The 16,079-nt window shown below is 55.7% G+C and carries 16 protein-coding genes; all 16 read left to right on the forward strand.

Annotated elements, in window-relative coordinates:
* Positions 1-401: 401 nt before the first annotated feature.
* On the forward strand, positions 402-1,436 hold the full coding sequence (locus QZR21_RS04025) for a rod shape-determining protein (RefSeq protein WP_296098104.1): 1,035 nt from the start codon (positions 402-404) through the stop codon (positions 1,434-1,436).
* Complete coding sequence (gene mreC, locus QZR21_RS04030) at positions 1,433-2,344, forward strand: rod shape-determining protein MreC (protein ID WP_296098102.1); 912 nt, start codon at positions 1,433-1,435, stop codon at positions 2,342-2,344. The genes QZR21_RS04025 and mreC overlap by 4 nt, the downstream gene beginning before the upstream one ends.
* Positions 2,344-2,835, forward strand: coding sequence for a rod shape-determining protein MreD (gene mreD / locus QZR21_RS04035; protein ID WP_296098100.1), 492 nt, complete (start codon positions 2,344-2,346; stop codon positions 2,833-2,835). The genes mreC and mreD overlap by 1 nt, the downstream gene beginning before the upstream one ends.
* Positions 2,829-4,700 carry a penicillin-binding protein 2 gene (mrdA, locus tag QZR21_RS04040; protein ID WP_296098097.1) on the forward strand — a complete coding sequence of 624 codons (1,872 nt, stop codon included), beginning with the start codon at positions 2,829-2,831 and terminating at the stop codon, positions 4,698-4,700. Before mreD ends, mrdA begins: the two co-directional genes overlap by 7 nt.
* Positions 4,700-5,560, forward strand: coding sequence for an AAA family ATPase (locus QZR21_RS04045; protein ID WP_296098094.1), 861 nt, complete (start codon positions 4,700-4,702; stop codon positions 5,558-5,560). Before mrdA ends, QZR21_RS04045 begins: the two co-directional genes overlap by 1 nt.
* A 6-nt stretch (positions 5,561-5,566) precedes the next feature.
* Positions 5,567-6,682 carry a rod shape-determining protein RodA gene (gene rodA / locus QZR21_RS04050; protein ID WP_296098091.1) on the forward strand — a complete coding sequence of 372 codons (1,116 nt, stop codon included), beginning with the start codon at positions 5,567-5,569 and terminating at the stop codon, positions 6,680-6,682.
* 8 nt (positions 6,683-6,690) lie between these two features.
* Positions 6,691-8,589 (forward strand): TIGR03960 family B12-binding radical SAM protein, encoded by a 1,899-nt coding sequence (locus QZR21_RS04055; protein ID WP_296098088.1) that lies wholly within the window; start codon positions 6,691-6,693, stop codon positions 8,587-8,589.
* On the forward strand, positions 8,555-9,292 hold the full coding sequence (locus QZR21_RS04060; RefSeq protein ID WP_296098086.1) for a TIGR03936 family radical SAM-associated protein: 738 nt from the start codon (positions 8,555-8,557) through the stop codon (positions 9,290-9,292). The genes QZR21_RS04055 and QZR21_RS04060 overlap by 35 nt, the downstream gene beginning before the upstream one ends.
* Before the next feature lies 1 nt (position 9,293).
* The gene (locus tag QZR21_RS04065; protein ID WP_296098084.1) at positions 9,294-10,709 is read left to right on the forward strand and encodes an Rne/Rng family ribonuclease; all 1,416 of its coding nucleotides are present in this window, start codon (positions 9,294-9,296) and stop codon (positions 10,707-10,709) included.
* 11 nt (positions 10,710-10,720) lie between these two features.
* Positions 10,721-11,047 (forward strand): co-chaperone YbbN, encoded by a 327-nt coding sequence (locus QZR21_RS04070; protein ID WP_296098081.1) that lies wholly within the window; start codon positions 10,721-10,723, stop codon positions 11,045-11,047.
* A gap of 228 nt (positions 11,048-11,275) precedes the next feature.
* Positions 11,276-11,830, forward strand: a complete 555-nt coding sequence (locus QZR21_RS04075) for an isochorismatase family protein (protein WP_296098080.1) — start codon at positions 11,276-11,278, stop codon at positions 11,828-11,830.
* Positions 11,831-11,982: 152 nt separating this feature from the next.
* Positions 11,983-12,972 carry a thiamine-phosphate kinase gene (gene thiL, locus QZR21_RS04080; RefSeq protein ID WP_296098078.1) on the forward strand — a complete coding sequence of 330 codons (990 nt, stop codon included), beginning with the start codon at positions 11,983-11,985 and terminating at the stop codon, positions 12,970-12,972.
* A 12-nt stretch (positions 12,973-12,984) separates the two neighbouring features.
* Complete coding sequence (gene gpmA, locus QZR21_RS04085; protein WP_296098076.1) at positions 12,985-13,740, forward strand: 2,3-diphosphoglycerate-dependent phosphoglycerate mutase; 756 nt, start codon at positions 12,985-12,987, stop codon at positions 13,738-13,740.
* A gap of 395 nt (positions 13,741-14,135) precedes the next feature.
* Complete coding sequence (locus tag QZR21_RS04090) at positions 14,136-15,008, forward strand: patatin family protein (protein ID WP_296098074.1); 873 nt, start codon at positions 14,136-14,138, stop codon at positions 15,006-15,008.
* Positions 14,998-15,474: a tRNA (adenosine(37)-N6)-threonylcarbamoyltransferase complex ATPase subunit type 1 TsaE gene (tsaE, locus tag QZR21_RS04095; protein WP_296098071.1), complete on the forward strand. Its 477-nt coding sequence runs from the start codon at positions 14,998-15,000 to the stop codon at positions 15,472-15,474. Before QZR21_RS04090 ends, tsaE begins: the two co-directional genes overlap by 11 nt.
* Positions 15,458-16,079, forward strand: a 622-nt coding sequence (tsaB, locus tag QZR21_RS04100; RefSeq protein WP_296973909.1) for a tRNA (adenosine(37)-N6)-threonylcarbamoyltransferase complex dimerization subunit type 1 TsaB, incomplete at its 3' end; no start/stop codon positions are given. The genes tsaE and tsaB, both read left to right, overlap by 17 nt.

Consider the following 16,079-nt stretch of genomic DNA (forward strand, 5'->3'; position numbering starts at 1 on the left):
ACTATGACGGTCTTACAACTCCGGAGGATATTGGTTCTATCGGAAGCGCCGCCTTTTGAACCACCGAAGCGCCTTTCTTAGCTAATGGGAACGGAAGGGTCCGGTCCACAGGGCATGCCGCATCTAAGGAAGCACTGATTCATTCGCAGAGTCAGATGTAACCGGTGCTTCCCTGGGGGAAAGGCTCAAAATCCTCGCCCATAAACAAACACAGCGCTTCCGGGTCTTATGGTCCACACCCTAAGCCCTGGCCGCAGGCCATAGCCTTGCCGGCAGGCAGAGCCATGACGGAGTCACACTGGACACAGGCCATCGCCGGTTCTAACCAATTTTTTCCTGTCCCCACCTATTCCTACATGGTATAATAATAAGAATCCTCTCGAAAAGGCGGTATGAATAGAATGTTTTCTGCAATGTTGAATTCCCTGGGCATAGACATGGGGTCTTCCCAGGTTCGTATATACCAGCGGGATAAGGTGATCCTGGAAGAAGCGAGCACAGTGGCGGTGGATAATATCAGCGGCCAGGTGCTTGGCTTTGGTACGGAGGCACTGATCCGCTACCATAAGGAACCGGCGAATAATACGCTGGAGTGGCCGGTGAAGAACGGGGTCATCGCCGATTATGACATGACGAAGGATATGCTCCGTTTCTTTATCAATAAAAGCCTTCACCGTTCCGTCAGCCGGCCCAATGTGACAGTGGCTATACCGGTAGAAATCAGCTCCGTCACCAGGCATGCCCTGGTGGATGCCCTGTTCCACGGAGGCGTACAGAGCGTATACCTCATTCCATCGCCCGCAGCAGCGGCCCTGGGAGCGGGGAAAGACCTGAATGTGCCCTCTTCCACCATGTCCCTTGTCATCGGACGGGATGTGTCGGATCTTGGGGTCTATGGCTGCGGCGGCATCGTGGTCCAGGAGGGAATGTCCTTCGGCGGCCACGACATCGATATCGGCATCTGCCGCCATATCCTGGACCGGTACAGTATGATGATCGGCCTTACCCAGGCGGAGAAACTGAAGAGCGAAGTGCTGTCTCTCACATCCAATGACAGCGATCGTTCCTTCACGGTCCGGGGGCGCCGTATCGGTGACGGGGTAGAAGTGGTGGTCGAATTGTCGGCTGATGAGATGAGCACCGTTATGCAGCATATCATGCAGCCCGTGGTTCATCTGATCCGTCAGGCCATGCGCCGGTGCACGCCGGAAATGGCCGATGATTTCCTGAAAAACGGCCTTCTCCTTTCCGGCGGCAGTGCGCTCCTTGACGGCCTCCGGGACTGGCTTTCCCTGGAACTGGGCATCCCGGTGTCCATCCCGGAAAATCCGGGCAGCGTGGTGGCCAGGGGCTGCTATGCGGCCTGCCTGATGGAGAAGGAGCATTCCCTTCTCATTGAAAATGGTAATAAATACTATGGGGGAGCTTCACTTTGATATTCTTCGGTAAGAAAAAGATAGCAAGCATTATCGTACTTTTTGCTTTTATGGGAGCCTGCGGCTGGTTCTGGCGGCACAGGGAATATATTCCCTTCGTGTCCCAGCCTTTGTCCGTGGGGGCCGCTCCCTTTGAATACGGCGTTTCCCGGGCTGCCTGGTTTGGGGAAAACAGCATCGGCATGGTGCAGCAGATTTTCACAAACTGGAAGGACCTGGAAGAACTGAAGAGGGAGAATGAAAGCCTGAAGGCGGAACAGAACCGGTACAGCGAGGTGCTGGCGGAAAATATCCGCCTCCGGAATCTCCTGAAATTCAAGCAGGGCTATACCAGCTACAATATGGTAGGCGCCTCCGTCATCGAACGGGATTACGGCGGCTGGACCCATACCATGGTCATCGACCGGGGCGAAGACAGCGGCATCAAAAAATACATGCCCGTCATTATTCCCTCGGGACTCGTAGGATTTGTGAGCGAAGTCTACATGAATTCCTCCAGGGTGCAGCTCCTTCTGGATCCCCGGACCACGGTGGGCGGCATCGTGCAGCGCCCCGCTTCCCGGGTGGTATCCATGGTATCCGGAAACAGCGGAAATCCCGGTCTCCTTTCCTTTATGTCCCTTCCGAAGGAATCGGATGTGATCAAGGGGGACATCATTGTTACATCGGGCTACGGCGGCGTGTACCCGAAGGGACTCGTCATCGGTACTGTAGAGCAGGTGGATGTGGACTCCGAAGGAGGCACCCAGTCGGCGGAAATCCGGCCGGCTGCGGATTTTGCCCATATGGAAGAGGTCTTTATCATTACAGACCATATCCAGAAGACCAGCCCCGACAGCATTACGGTGAAACCGCCGAAAATCGAACCGCCTATGAATCCGAATAAACAGCAGGCAGGTGACAAATAATGAGTGCCTACAGCCTTCTCCTTTTGAGCGGTGTTATTTTCCTTCTGCAGTCATCGTTTCTGCCCTTCCTTTTTAACGGCATCATGCAGCCGGACCTGTGGCTTACGGTGATTGCCCTGTCCTCCCTGGTGGTGGACCGGAAAACCGCAATCCTTCTGGCGGCCATAGGGGGTCTCCTGCAGGACGTGGTGACCAGTAATTTCTTTGGCCTCCATCTCCTGCCATACCTGGGAATTACCCTTCTTTTCCTGAAATTCGGCAGGGACCGGTATAATAAGCACTGGTATATTTCCCTTCTGGCGGTGCTGCTGGCTTCGGTGATTTACGTGGTCGTATCCAGCATCATCATGGGATGGGCCGGCAGCCGGTATCCCTCTCTCTTTTATTTCGTACATTTGGGCATTCCCCTGGTCCTTATGAATGGAGGATGCTCTCTTGTTCTTCATAACGTGGTTTGGATGTTGAAACAGGAGGAAGAGCCTCGTTGGTAAAGAAACATATTCCTTCCATACTGGAAAAGCTGATGAAGAACCGGGAGGAGTCCCGCTATGCCCGCATGATTTACGTGGCCATGGCGCTGCTCCTGATCCTCGGCGCCCGTCTCCTCTGGATGCAGGTGGTGGAAGGAAATTACTATAAAGAACAGGCCGACGGCAACCGTATCCGGCACCTGCCCCAGCAGGCTGCCCGGGGCGTCATGTATGACAGGAACGGCATTATCATGGCCGGTTCCCGCCCCGCTTACAGCGTCATCATGCCGGTAGAACGGAAGGGAAATACCCTTTCCGACGATGAACTCACCCGGCTCGCAGCGCTTCTGAAAGTGCCGGCGGAGGATATAAAGAAAAAAATCGAAGATAACAAGCTGGCCTTCGGTGCCATTTACCTGGCCAACGATGTGGGCATCGATGTGGCTACCCAGATTGAAGAGAAAAAGGATGATTTCCCGGGCGTTGAAATCGAAGTGGATCCGCTCCGGGTCTATCCCTATGGGGCAGCCGGTGCCCAGGTCCTTGGCTACGTAGGGGAAGCAGGTCCCGATGACCGGGATGCCAATGGCAACCCCTATACCACTGCCACCCTTGTGGGCCGGTCCGGCCTGGAAAGGCAGTACAACCAGTTCCTGGAAGGAAAGAACGGCTCCAAAACCGTGGAAGTCAATGCATCCGGCCAGCCGGTGCGCTATGTGGGAGGCACGGCTTCCGTATCCGGAAACAATGTCCGCCTCACTTTGGATGCCCACCTGCAGCAGGCGGCGGAAGCGGCCATTGAGAAACAGACAAGGGTTCTCGCCCATTCCGGCGTATTTCCTACCGGCGCCTCTGCCGTAGCCATTGACCCCAATACAGGGGCCGTACTGGCCATGGTGAGCTGGCCCAGCTATGACCCGAACCGTTTCAGCAAGGGGATTTCCTCCAAAGACTGGAACGATATCATCAATAACAAGAACCATCCCATGCAGAACCGCACCATTGCGGCCATGTATCCTCCGGGATCCCTGTTCAAGGTCATCACCGGTTCCGCCGCCCTGGAAGCGAAAGTGACCACGCCGGACGAGAGGATTTTCGATAGCGGCAAACACTGGCTCGTAGATAAGAGAAACTCCGAAGGCGAAGCTTTCGGATGGATCGATTTCTACGAAGCCATCGAGAAATCGGATAACGTGTACTTCTATGAAATGGGCCGGCGCACGGGGATCGACCGGATTTCCGCCATGGCCCGGGAGTATGGTCTTGGCAAGCCCACGGGCATTGACCTGGCCGGTGAAGCGGAAGGCAATGTGGCCAGCGAGGAATACAAGAAGAAAGTCTTCAAGCAGGACTGGTACCTCGGGGAAACCATGGACGCCGCCATCGGCCAGAGCTTTACATTGACCACGCCCCTCCAGATGGCCATGGTCTATGCGTCCATCGCCAATGGCGGGTTCCGGTACCAGCCGTACCTGGTAAACCGTATCGATAAGCTGGACGGTACGCCCCTCAAGATTTATTCTCCCGATAAGGTGGGCACCATCCCTGTATCCAAGGCCACCCTGGATGCCATTCATAAGGCCCTGCGCCTCGTTATGACCTCCAATGGTACCGGCGGTGCCATTTTCTCGAATTATCCCATCGCCATGGCCGGCAAGTCCGGTACCGCAGAAACGAACGGCCTTGATAACGGCTGGTTCGTGGCCTACGGTCCCTATGACAAACCGGAAATCGTGGTGCTTTCCATGTTTGAACACAGTGGTTTCGGTTCCGAATCCGCCGCTCCGGTGGTGAAGGAAATCATGGATGCCTGGTTCCATGTGGGGGATTATGCGCCGGGGAAGAACCCGGAAGCAAAGAAGACAAAAGAGGGAGGTAAGACATAATGGCTTCTATCATTGCCACCGCATCCGGCAAGGGCGGGGTGGGGAAGACGCTCCTTACCGCCTCCATGGGCATCGCCCTTGCCCGGCAGGGGAAAAAGGTACTCCTCATTGACGGGGACATGGGCCTCCGGAATATGGACCTGATCCTGGGCCTGGAAAATGACTGCCTCTATAATATCTGCGACCTCGCCGAAGGCCGCTGCTTCATGGAAGACGCCATTCTTCCGGTCATGAAGGGCCTGGATTTCCTGCCCTCTTCCCAGGAGGAGTCCTGGGAGACCGTCTTTCCGGCGGCCATGGACATGGTGCTGGAAGACATCCATAGGCGCTACGATTATATATTCATCGACTGCCCCGCAGGCATGGGAAAAGGCGTGGAGACGGCTTTCCGCATGTCCGGCCGCATCGTGGTGGTGGTGGCGCCGTCCTGGGCATCCAGGAGAAGCGCGGACCACCTGGTCACCATGATTGGGAGAGGGAAGGATTACGCCTTTGTGCTGAACCAGTTCTCTGCCAGCCACAGGGCGTCCCTGTCTTTTGATGATGTGTATGATACGTTGGACCCCGAGCTCTTTGGCGGGGTCATTCCCTATTCCATCCATGCAGACCGGCTGGCCCATGAAGGGGAGCTCACCGATTTCAAAGAAAAGAGCGCCTTCGGGAAATCCCTGTCCTATGTACTCCGGGCGCTTCTGGAGAAAAAAGAATTCCCCCTGTCCCGGTGGGAGAGCTTTCTCACCCTGGGAGACAGGGAAAATGAGAAAGAAACAGCAGGGAAAGCATCTGCCAAAAAGGCGGCTTCTTCCGGCCTCACCTGGCATTCCGGGAGCCGGTCCTACCGCTGGCAGAGGAGGAGATGAAATTTCATGAACCTGATACGTTACTGGCGCCGGATTGATTCGACCCTGCTTCTGACGGTGCTGGGACTGGCGGTGGTGTCCCTTTTGATTATTGCCAGCGCCACCCATGCCAATATACCTGACCATCCGGGCCAGTTTGACTTCGTCCTGAAGCAGGGCATATTCCTGATCGGCGGCCTTATCATTGCCGGCGGTTCCCTCTACTTCGACTACCGGAAGCTGTACCGGTTCGTGCCGGCCCTCTACGTGGTGAATGCCATCATGCTGCTGGTCGTTAAATTTGCGGGAACCAGTGCACTGGGCGCCCAGCGGTGGATCCAGATCGGCCCCTTTACCCTGCAGCCATCGGAATTTGCAAAGCTCATTATGATTATCTGCCTGGCCCGGCTCCTGTCCAACAACAAGACCGGCTACCGCACCTGGAAGAGCCTCATCCCCGTGGCGGGACTCATGGCCCTTCCGACACTTCTCATCTTTATACAGCCGGACCTGGGCACCAGCCTTGTCTTTGCAGCCATCACCTTCGGCATGCTCTATATCTGCGGCCTCAATATGAAACTGGTGAAGCGGGCCCTCATCGGCTTCGTGGTCATTTTCCCGTTCATCTGGTCCTTCGTACTTCACAGCTACCAGAAGATGCGAATCCTGGTACTCTTTAACCCCAGCGTAGACCCCTACGGTTCCGGGTACCACGTAATCCAGTCCAAGATTTCCATCGGAAGCGGCGGCTTCGTGGGGCAGGGCCTCTTTGCAGGCACCCAGAGCCAGCTGAATTTCCTGCCCGAAAACCATACGGACTTCATTTTTTCCGTTATCGGGGAAGAACTGGGATTTATCGGTGCCATCTTCGTGCTGTTCCTGTACTTTGTCCTTCTCTATCGGACCCTCATGATTTCCCGGTCCTCCGGAGATTCCTTCGGCAGCCTTCTGGCCTGCGGCATTTTCTCCATGTGGCTTTTCCAGATTTTCATCAATGTGGGAATGACCCTGGGCATCATGCCGGTAACCGGCATTCCGCTGCCCTTCATGAGTTACGGCGGCAGTGCGCTCCTCATGAACCTTCTCTGCGTAGGACTTTTGATGAATATTTATTTACGCCGTAAAAAGCTGATGTTTGATTAGGAGTAACCATGAACCCTGTAAAAATTGATCCTGTATGGCTGATGCATATCCAGAAGCCCGCCCGGTATATCGGCGGCGAATGGAACAGCGTGGTAAAGGACCATGACAGCGTGGATGTGAAGGTGGCCCTGGCCTTCCCCGATGTCTATGAAGTGGCCATGAGCCACCTGGGCCTGAAGATTATCTATTCCGTCCTGAACAGCCGGGATGACACCCTGGCGGAACGGGTCTATGCGCCCTGGGTGGATATGGAAGCCCTCATGCGGGAGAAGCATATTCCCCTCTACGCCCTGGAATCGAAGATGCCGGTGAAGGACTTCGACGTCCTGGGCTTTACCATGCCCTTCGAAATGTGCTACACCAATATCCTGAACATGCTGGACCTTTCCGGCATTCCCCTCCTTGCCAAAGACCGGACCGAAGAAGACCCCATCGTCATTTCCGGCGGCCCCTGCGTGTACAACGCGGAGCCGGTGGCCGATTTCTTTGACGTCTTCTTTATCGGGGAATCGGAAGAATCCATCTGTGAAATGGCGGACCTCGTGAAGGCCTGGAAGAAGGAAGGAAAGCCGGGGGGACGGAAGGAAATCATCCGCCGCATGGCGTCCATCAAAGGGTGCTACGTGCCGTCCCTGTACAAAGTGTCCTACTATGAGAACGGCCTGTTCCGTTCCATTGCCCCCATGGATGAAACGGCCCAGTTCCCCGTGGAAAAGCGGCTGATCCCCGATTTCGACAGGGTGAAGGTGGACGACAAGCCCATCCTGCCCCATATTGAAATTGTCCATGACCGGGCGGTGCTGGAAATGTTCCGTGGCTGCAGCCGGGGCTGCCGTTTCTGCCAGGCCGGCATGATTTACCGGCCGGTTCGGGAAAAGAGCGAAGAAAAGCTGCAGGAAATCGCAGATACATTGATCCGGAATACGGGATACAACGAGATTTCCCTCATGTCCCTGTCCTCGGCGGATTATTCCTGCCTGCCGGAACTGGTGGACCACCTGCTGGAAACATTCAAGGACCGCCGGGTATCCGTGAGCCTCCCGTCCCTTCGGGTAGATTCCTTCTCCATCGACATTGCGAAGAAAGTACAGCAGGTCCGGAAGAGCGGCCTCACCCTGGCACCGGAAGCGGGAACCCAGCGGCTCCGGGACGTCATCAATAAGGGGGTCACCGAAGAAGATATCATGGGCGCCTGCACCAATGCCTTCAAGAATGGCTGGAGCCGGGTGAAACTGTACTTCATGATGGGTCTTCCCACGGAAACCGACGAAGACCTGAAGGGCATTGCGGACCTGGCAAAGCGGATCAATGAACTGTACCACACCATCCGCGGCCGGTACGGCTGCCGCATTACGGTGAGCGTGGCCAGCTTTGTGCCCAAACCCTTCACTCCCTTCCAGTGGTGGCCCCAGGCTAGCGTGGAAGAAATCGAGCGGAAACAGCAGTATCTGAAGAGCCTCTTCAAGGACGAAAGGCATATTAAGTTCGCCTACCACGATGCCAAGACCGGCCGTCTGGAAGCGGTCCTCGCCCGGGGCGACCGGCAGCTGGCCAAGGTCATCCTGAAGGCCTGGGAAAAGGGCTGCAAGTACGACAGCTGGACTGAATTTTTCGATTACGATAAATGGATGGAAGCCTTCGAAGAATGCGGCGTGGATCCGGACATGTATGCCAGCCGGAAACGGGACGAATACGAACCGGAACCCTGGGACCACATCGACTGCGGCGTATCGAAGGACTACCTCCGAAAGGAATGGCGCCTGGCCCAGCGGGGGGTACTTACCCGCGATTGCCGCCACTTTGCCTGCAACGGCTGCGCCGTATGCCCGGTGCTTGACGTGAAACCAATAGATCACAAAGAGGAGAATGCAAATGAAAAGGCTGTTTTTGTCTATCACGAAAGGTGAGGAACTTCGTTTCCTGGGGCACCTGGATTTCCTTCGCACCATGGAACGGGCGGTCATGCGTTCTGAAATTCCCGTGGCCTTTTCAGAAGGATTCAATCCCCACATGAAACTGTCCCTGGATTCCGCCCTTGGCGTAGGGGTGACAGCGGACCCGCTGTACCTGGAAATCCGGCTGGAAAAGGATATGCCGGTGGAGGAAGTGAAGGAGCGCCTCTCCCGGCAGCTGCCAAAGGGCATCGTTATCCATTCCATCGTGGAGGCGGCGCCGGAGTGGCCGAAATTTGTGGCCGTCTTCAATGAAGATTCCTACGAAATGGAAGGGCCCACGGTAGAAGGAGCCGGGGAAGAGGCCTTCCGGGAAGCGGAGAAATCCCTGGAAGCCTTTAATGCACTCCCTTCGTTCCTGTACAAGCGGGTAACTCCGAAAAAGGTGCGGGAAATGGACGTAAAAACCATGATTTTGGAGCCCATGAAAGTCCGGTTCACGAAAGACCGGGCGTACCTCACCTTTTCCCTCATCCGCAGCCAGACCGGCACCGTGCAGCCGAAGGATATCTGGAAACTCCTGGCCGAATCCTTCCATATGCCCTGGACCCCGGGAGAATTTATCTGCTCCCGCACCGGCACTTACCGGAACGTACAGGGGAAACGGCTCACCCTCTCCGATGAAGGGGTATTTGAAGGATTACTGAAAGGAAAGTAAGATGAAAGAGCTTCTTCTTCACCTGCGGCCGGAGCAGACAGTACTTGCCCTTCTAAGCGATGGCAGGCTGGAAGACCTGTCCGTGGAAAGGGCGGGAGAAGAGAATATCGTAGGCCGGGTGTACAAGGGCATCATCCGGAATGTGGTGCCCTCGCTGAATGGCCTTTTCGTGGACATCGGCATCGGCCGCAATGCATTCCTCCGTACGAAGGACGTGGTTTCCAAAAAACAGGCCCATACGGAAGGCGCTCCGGTGCTGGTGCAGGTGGAGAAAGACTCCACCGAGTCCAAGGGCCCCCTGGTGACGGAAAAAATCAGCTTTGCCGGCACCTATGCCGTAGCCCTCTACGGCACCGGGTACATCGGTATTTCCAAGAAAATCAGGGATGAAAAGAAACGGGATTTCCTGCGCCGCCATGCGAAGGAAATCTGCCCGCCCGGCATGGGCCTGGTGGTCCGCACCGCCGCCGAGGCGGCGGGGGAAGAGGATTTCCGGAAAGACCTGGCCTCCCTGTCCCACCTCATGGAAGTGGTGGAGAAGCGGTATGCCCTGGAAAAGGGACCGGCCCTTCTCTATCGGGACGGAGACCTGGCGGTGAAGAGCCTTCGGGACTACATGGGAAAAGACATTGACCGGCTCCTGGTGGATGACCATGATACGTGGCTCCGCCTTTCCCGGATGGCGGAGGACGAGAACATCTGCGACCCCCATAAGGTGGTTCTTTATGAGGAAAAGGAGCCCCTCTTTGCCCATTTCCACCTGGAGGAACAGATGCGCCAGCTCTTTGACCGGGTGGTGCCCCTTCCGACGGGAGGATCCCTCTATATCGACTACACCGAAGCCCTGACCGTCATCGACGTGAACTCCGGATCCTTTAAGGGGAAAGGCATACCCCATGACCAGCTGGCCTTCCTTATCAATAAATCCGCAGCCTATGAAATCGCCCGGCAGATCCGGCTCCGGGGCATCGGCGGCATGATCATGGTGGACTTCATCGACATGGAAAAGAAGGGGGAAAAGGAAGAGCTCATCCGGATTCTCCAGGCCGCCGTCCGGGATGACCGGGCCAAGACCCTGGTTCTGGGGATGACCTCCCTGGGCCTCGTGGAAATGACGAGGAAACGGACCACCCAGCGGCTCTGGCAGTACTACTTCGATACCTGCCCCCTCTGCCATGGCACCGGCCATATCCTTTCCGCCCCTGCTGCAGCGGACCGGATTCTGGAGGACCTGGAAAACCGCCGCACCCGGGGACCCTTCAAGGGAGACCTGGAAATCACGGCGCCTCCGGAAGTGGCAGCCCTTCTGGCAAAGGCACCCTTTAAAGAACGCCTGGAAAGAACGGCAGGCAAAGAGGTGGCGGTGAAAGAAAATCCCGCCTTTACCCGGGAAACCTATACCATACTTTCTGTATAAAGGAGATTATCATGGTTACAGCAATTCATTCAGATACAGACTTGGACAGGGAATTTGTGGAAAAGAAGGGGTACGTGCTCCTCGAACTGGGAGCCTCCTGGTGTCGCCCCTGCAAAGTCATGCAGCCCGCCTTTGAAGGGGTGGAAGACCGGTTCAAAGGAGAAGTCCGCCTCTGCACCATTGACGTGGACGAACAGGAAGAAATGGCAGAACGGTTCGGCGTCCTCGGCACACCGACCTTCGTCTTCTACAAAGATGGCAAAGAACTGGGCCGCATCATCGGATACCGGCAGAAAAATAAATTCTATGAAGATATTGCCAGAATGATGAAGAATTAAAGGAATACGCTGAGCCCTGTAAAAGGAATCAGCGTTTTTTTATGTCCTGGAAAAGAAAAAGATATTATTTTTTTATTACCATTATTTCTTTATAAAGGCTTTTGTAAGGTTCTATAGTCTTTGGTACGAAGCAAATGCCGAGAGGGTAGACAACTTTTTCTTCTTGCCTTTATATTCATTTCGAAAGCTGATAAAATAAGTAGCAAATACAATATGGGAGGGGTAGGAATGGATGATCTTGTCATTGTAGACTGCCAGTATGATTTCATCGATGGCACCCTGGCCTGCGGCCATAGCCATGAAGCGGTGAAGGAACTGGTGGATTTCATGAACAGCCACAAAGTGCGGGCTCTGTATACGTCGGACTGGCACAGTGAGACGAACGGGTCTTTCAAGGTGAATGGGGGCATCTGGCCTATTCACTGCGTGGCAGACACGAAGGGGGCGGAGCTGGATCCTGCCTTCACGAAGGATGTGAAGGATCCCGGCAACCGGCCGTCTTCGGAAAACCGGTTCCTGAAGGGCCGGAATGACCGGGTGGAGGAATACTCCGCTTTTAACGGAAAGAATGGAGCGGGAAAAACGCTGGGGGAAGTGGCTTCTTCCCATGTGTACGTGGGAGGCATTGCGTCGGAGTACTGTGTGAAGGAAACGGTGCTGTCCCTTTTGAAGTCCGGACGGACGGTGACACTCCTGGTGAATGGGCTGGGCTATGTGTCGGAAGCGGACCATAAGAAGACGCTCAATGAGTTGGAGAAGATGGGGGTTGTGCTGGAGGGCTAAGCCTGGATCCAGGTCTAGGTCTAGGTCTAGATCTAGATGATCAGCCGCTTCGCGGCCACCCACCCTGGGCGTTTTGCGGCAAAGCCGCGGGAACTCAACTCTCAACTCTCAACTCTCAAATCTCAACTCTATTTTTTTCCATAGGAGGTTTCATGGGAGAACTGACGGTGAAGGATGTGGGAGAATTTGGCCTCATCCGCCGTATTATGCATGATTTCATTTACCGGCCGGAGCTGGTGAAAGTGGGACCCGGGGACGATGGGGCGGTGTATGCGGCGCCTGCGGGCTTTGACCAGGTCATTTCCACGGATACCATGGTGGAGGGCATCCATTTCACCAGCTGCACCATGGGGCCTGCAGATGTGGGATACCATCTGGGGGCCTCCAATTTCAGCGACATGGCGGCCATGGGGGCGGAGGCTGTGGGATTTGTGCTTTCCATTGCCCTTCCCGATGACCTGCCGCTCTCCTGGGTGGAGTCTTTCTACGACGGCCTTCGGAGCTGCTGCCGGAAGTACCGGGTGAATCTCCTGGGGGGCGACGTGACGGGGTCCCCTGGCGGGGTCATCGCCACGGGCACGGTGATCGGCATGGTGCCTTCCGGGAAAGCGGTGACAAGAGGTGGCGCCCGGGAGGGGGATGTGGTCTTTGTGACGGAAACCATCGGGGATTCGGCGGCAGGACTCTATGCCCTCCTCCACGGAAGGGATAAGGATTTCCCGGGGCTCGTGAAACGCCATCGGCGGCCGGAGCCCCAGATACGGGCGGGCATGCTGGTCCGGGACCATGGGGCCAATGCGCTCAATGATATTTCCGACGGCCTGTCCCGGGAGCTCAATGAAATCGCATCGGCTTCGGAGGTGGAAATCGAAATCGATCCTTCGAAGATCCCGATTTCCGAAGAAGCCCGGAGGCTGGCGGAGGAGGCCCATCTGTCGCCACTGGACTGGGCTTTCAACGGGGGAGAAGATTATGAGCTGGTCGGTACCCTTTCTCCCGCCGATTTTGATACAATAAGAGAGGAATATCCTGTGACCGCCATCGGCAGGGTTGTGAAGAAGCCGGGCCACGGGGTGTATATGAGGAAGGGCCAGGAAAGAGCCATTCTGGAAGTTCACGGATTTGATCATTTTGAAAAGTGATGGAGGTCAATTATGTATACGCTGGTAGTAATTCGCCATGGGGAAAGTGAATGGAATAAGAAAAACCTGTTCTGCGGCTGGACGGATGTGGAACTTTCAGAAAAGGGCTTCGAAGAAGCAAAGCAGGCGGGGCTGCTGCTGAAGAAGGAAGGATTCTCCTTCGACCGCTGCTACACCTCTGTACTGAAGCGGGCCATCCATACGGCCTATACCATTCTGGATGAAATGGACCTCGTATGGATTCCGGTGGAAAAGGATTACCACCTGAATGAACGGCACTACGGCGCCCTCCAGGGGCTGAACAAGACGGAAACCGCCGATAAGTACGGAGAGAAGCAGGTGCTCCAGTGGCGCCGTTCCTACGATGTCCGGCCGCCGGCCCTTTCCGAAGATGATCCGAGAAATCCGGTGAACCAGGCGCCTTACAGGAAGATCAAAGATACGGTGAAGCTGCCCCTCACGGAATGCCTGAAGGATACGGTGGCCCGGGTGGCTCCCTATTTCGACAGTGTCATCCGTCCCCGGGTCGAGGCGGGAGACCGGGTGCTCATCGCCGCCCATGGCAATTCCATCCGGGCTCTCCGGAAGCATCTGGAAGGGATTTCGGACAGCGATATTGCCGGTATGAACGTGCCAACCGGGATTCCCCTGGTGTACCACCTGAATGAGGACTTCACGGTGCACGATGTGTCTTATCTGGGAGACCAGGAGGCCATTGCGGCGAAGATTAACGCGGTGAAGAACCAGTCGAATTGTTCGAAGAAATGAGAATGAGGTGAAAAGCGGCTGCGGCGCTTAGTATGGTCTGGACGAGTGAAGGGGCGTAAGGGTTGTGGGTCGGGCGTCGCTGCGCTGGCCCGACCGGTGCGCAGCGAACTGCTTTCGCAGGGAGCCTTCAGGCGACCGAGAACGCAGTGATCCCTTTCCCCGTGGGGTGGTGGCTTTCACATCGCTGCGCTCGTGAAAGCGGGTTGGGACGCTTCGCTTAAGCGGAAGGGAGACCTTAAATAATGCCGCCTTCGGCGGCTTATGAACCTTATGCCCCCGGTGCGAAGCACCTACCACCCGGTGAACAAGCGAAGCGATGTTCACCCACAACCCTTATGCCCCATTCATACACATGGGGTACATTCCCAATATATTAGAAAGAAGGAAATATAACAATGGATGAATCACCGGTTCTGGTGATGGAAGGTGGTGCCATGCGCGGCCTCTTTACGGCCGGCGTGCTGGATGCTTTCATGGACCACCATTTTTATTTTCCTAAGGTCGTAGGTATCTCTGCAGGTACCCTGCAGGGGCTGGGATACCTGTCCCGGCAGTGCGGCCGCAGTGTGCGGGTCAATTCGAAGTATGCCTCTGATCCCCGGTACATGGGGGTGAGGCATATGATCCATGGAGGTTCCTTCTTCAATTTTGATTTTATGTTTGGGGAACTGGCCCACGAGGCGGATCCCTTTGATGAAGAGACGTTCACCCATGCGGAGGAAGAGCTCTATGCAGTCATTACGGACTGCGCCGACGGGAAACCCCATTTCGTCTCTTCCCACAGCATGAAGTGGGAGGACTATATCAAAGTCTGCGAGGCCAGCTGTTCCATCCCCCTGGTGTCAAAGCCCGTGTCCATAGGGGAGAAGTCCTATGTGGACGGCGGGGTGGGACTGCCACTGGTGCCGCTGCCGGAAGAATTTCCTTTTCCCCATGGAAAAATCGTATATATCCTGACCCGGGATGTGACGTACCGCAAGAAGCCGGTGCCCTTCTGGCTCCACGGGCTCCTGAACCGGGTGTATGGGAAGAAATTCCCCGCCGTGGTGGATGGCATGTGCTCCATCCCGGAGCGGTACAATAAAAAGGTGGACCGGGTGATTGAGCTGGAAAAGGAAGGAAAGGTCTTCGTCATCCGGCCGGAGCAGCCGGTCACTGTGACCCGGACCGAAAGGGATGCCGGAAAGCTTCGGGCCCTTCACGGCGAGGGGTACCGCATCGGCATGGACCGTTTTGATGAAATGATGAGGTGGCTTCATGAAAAATGAACTGACCCTGACCACAAACAGTGAAAAGGAAACCATGGATTTCGGTGAATATCTGGGACGCCATGCATTTGATGGCCTTTTCATCGCCCTCACCGGCGACCTGGGAGCGGGTAAAACCCACTTTGTCCAGGGCCTGGCGAAGGGCATGGGCATTGAAGGGGTGGTGGGAAGTCCTACGTTCACCATTATGAATTACTACGATGGCCCCATTCCGCTGAAACATTTTGATTTCTACCGCCTCCACAGTGAAGAGGACCTGTGGAACATCGGCTGGGAAGAATACGGCGATGGCGGTGTGGTGGTGGTGGAATGGGCAGATATGTTTCCTTCCCTCATTCCGGAGGAGGCTATCCATATCCACATTACCCTGTCCGGTGAAAATGAAAGAAATATCCGGATTTCCTGGAGCGAAAAAACTCCGGAATCCATTGTAAAGGAGATACAGAATTATGCTCTTGGCCATTGATACATCGTCACTGGTACTGAGCTGTGCCCTGGCGGAAGAGGACAGGCTCATTGCGGAGTGGACGGTGCAGAGAAAACTGACCCATTCCGAACAGCTCATTCCCCACATGGATGAGATGATGAAGGAAGCGGGGGTTTCGAAAAAAGAAATATCCGCCATTGCAGTATCCATCGGGCCCGGATCCTTCACGGGGCTCCGCATCGGCCTGGCCACTGCCAAGATGGCTTCCTATATCTGGAAGGTCCCTTTAATCGGCGTGGATACGCTGGAAGCCCTGGCCTGGAATATGGCGGGGGCCCAGGCTTTCGTGCTGCCGCTCCTCGATGCCCAGCGGGGCAATGTGTACGCTGCCCTTTACGGCGCCTTTGATGAGCTGTGGCAGGAAGAAAAGGAAGAGGCTGCGCCCATTGATGAGGTCATCGAAGCGGCCCTCCGCCATGGGGGCCCCATCATTGCGGTGGGGGAATGCGCTGACAAGTATGGAGACAAGCTCCTTGCAGCCGGTATCAAACTGGCACCGCCCCATAACAGGCTGGCTCGGGCGGGAAGCGCCCAGTACAAGAAGTACGCATTGCTCATAATTGACGAATGGCTTCTGTACCCTT

It is taken from the genome of uncultured Dialister sp. (genome assembly GCF_900541605.1).
Lineage (GTDB): Bacteria > Bacillota > Negativicutes > Veillonellales > Dialisteraceae > Dialister.

What these genes read in the sequence shown, in the direction of transcription:
- QZR21_RS04070 (WP_296098081.1), top strand. Translation starts at nt 10,721, where the DNA reads ATGGTTACAGCAATTCATTCAGATACAGACTTGGACAGGGAATTTGTG.
- thiL (WP_296098078.1), top strand. Translation starts at nt 11,983, where the DNA reads ATGGGAGAACTGACGGTGAAGGATGTGGGAGAATTTGGCCTCATCCGC.
- mreD (WP_296098100.1), top strand. Translation starts at nt 2,344, where the DNA reads ATGAGTGCCTACAGCCTTCTCCTTTTGAGCGGTGTTATTTTCCTTCTG.
- QZR21_RS04025 (WP_296098104.1), top strand. Translation starts at nt 402, where the DNA reads ATGTTTTCTGCAATGTTGAATTCCCTGGGCATAGACATGGGGTCTTCC.
- QZR21_RS04060 (WP_296098086.1), top strand. Translation starts at nt 8,555, where the DNA reads ATGAAAAGGCTGTTTTTGTCTATCACGAAAGGTGAGGAACTTCGTTTC.
- rodA (WP_296098091.1), top strand. Translation starts at nt 5,567, where the DNA reads ATGAACCTGATACGTTACTGGCGCCGGATTGATTCGACCCTGCTTCTG.
- tsaE (WP_296098071.1), top strand. Translation starts at nt 14,998, where the DNA reads ATGAAAAATGAACTGACCCTGACCACAAACAGTGAAAAGGAAACCATG.
- gpmA (WP_296098076.1), top strand. Translation starts at nt 12,985, where the DNA reads ATGTATACGCTGGTAGTAATTCGCCATGGGGAAAGTGAATGGAATAAG.
- QZR21_RS04065 (WP_296098084.1), top strand. Translation starts at nt 9,294, where the DNA reads ATGAAAGAGCTTCTTCTTCACCTGCGGCCGGAGCAGACAGTACTTGCC.
- QZR21_RS04075 (WP_296098080.1), top strand. Translation starts at nt 11,276, where the DNA reads ATGGATGATCTTGTCATTGTAGACTGCCAGTATGATTTCATCGATGGC.
- QZR21_RS04055 (WP_296098088.1), top strand. Translation starts at nt 6,691, where the DNA reads ATGAACCCTGTAAAAATTGATCCTGTATGGCTGATGCATATCCAGAAG.
- QZR21_RS04045 (WP_296098094.1), top strand. Translation starts at nt 4,700, where the DNA reads ATGGCTTCTATCATTGCCACCGCATCCGGCAAGGGCGGGGTGGGGAAG.
- QZR21_RS04090 (WP_296098074.1), top strand. Translation starts at nt 14,136, where the DNA reads ATGGATGAATCACCGGTTCTGGTGATGGAAGGTGGTGCCATGCGCGGC.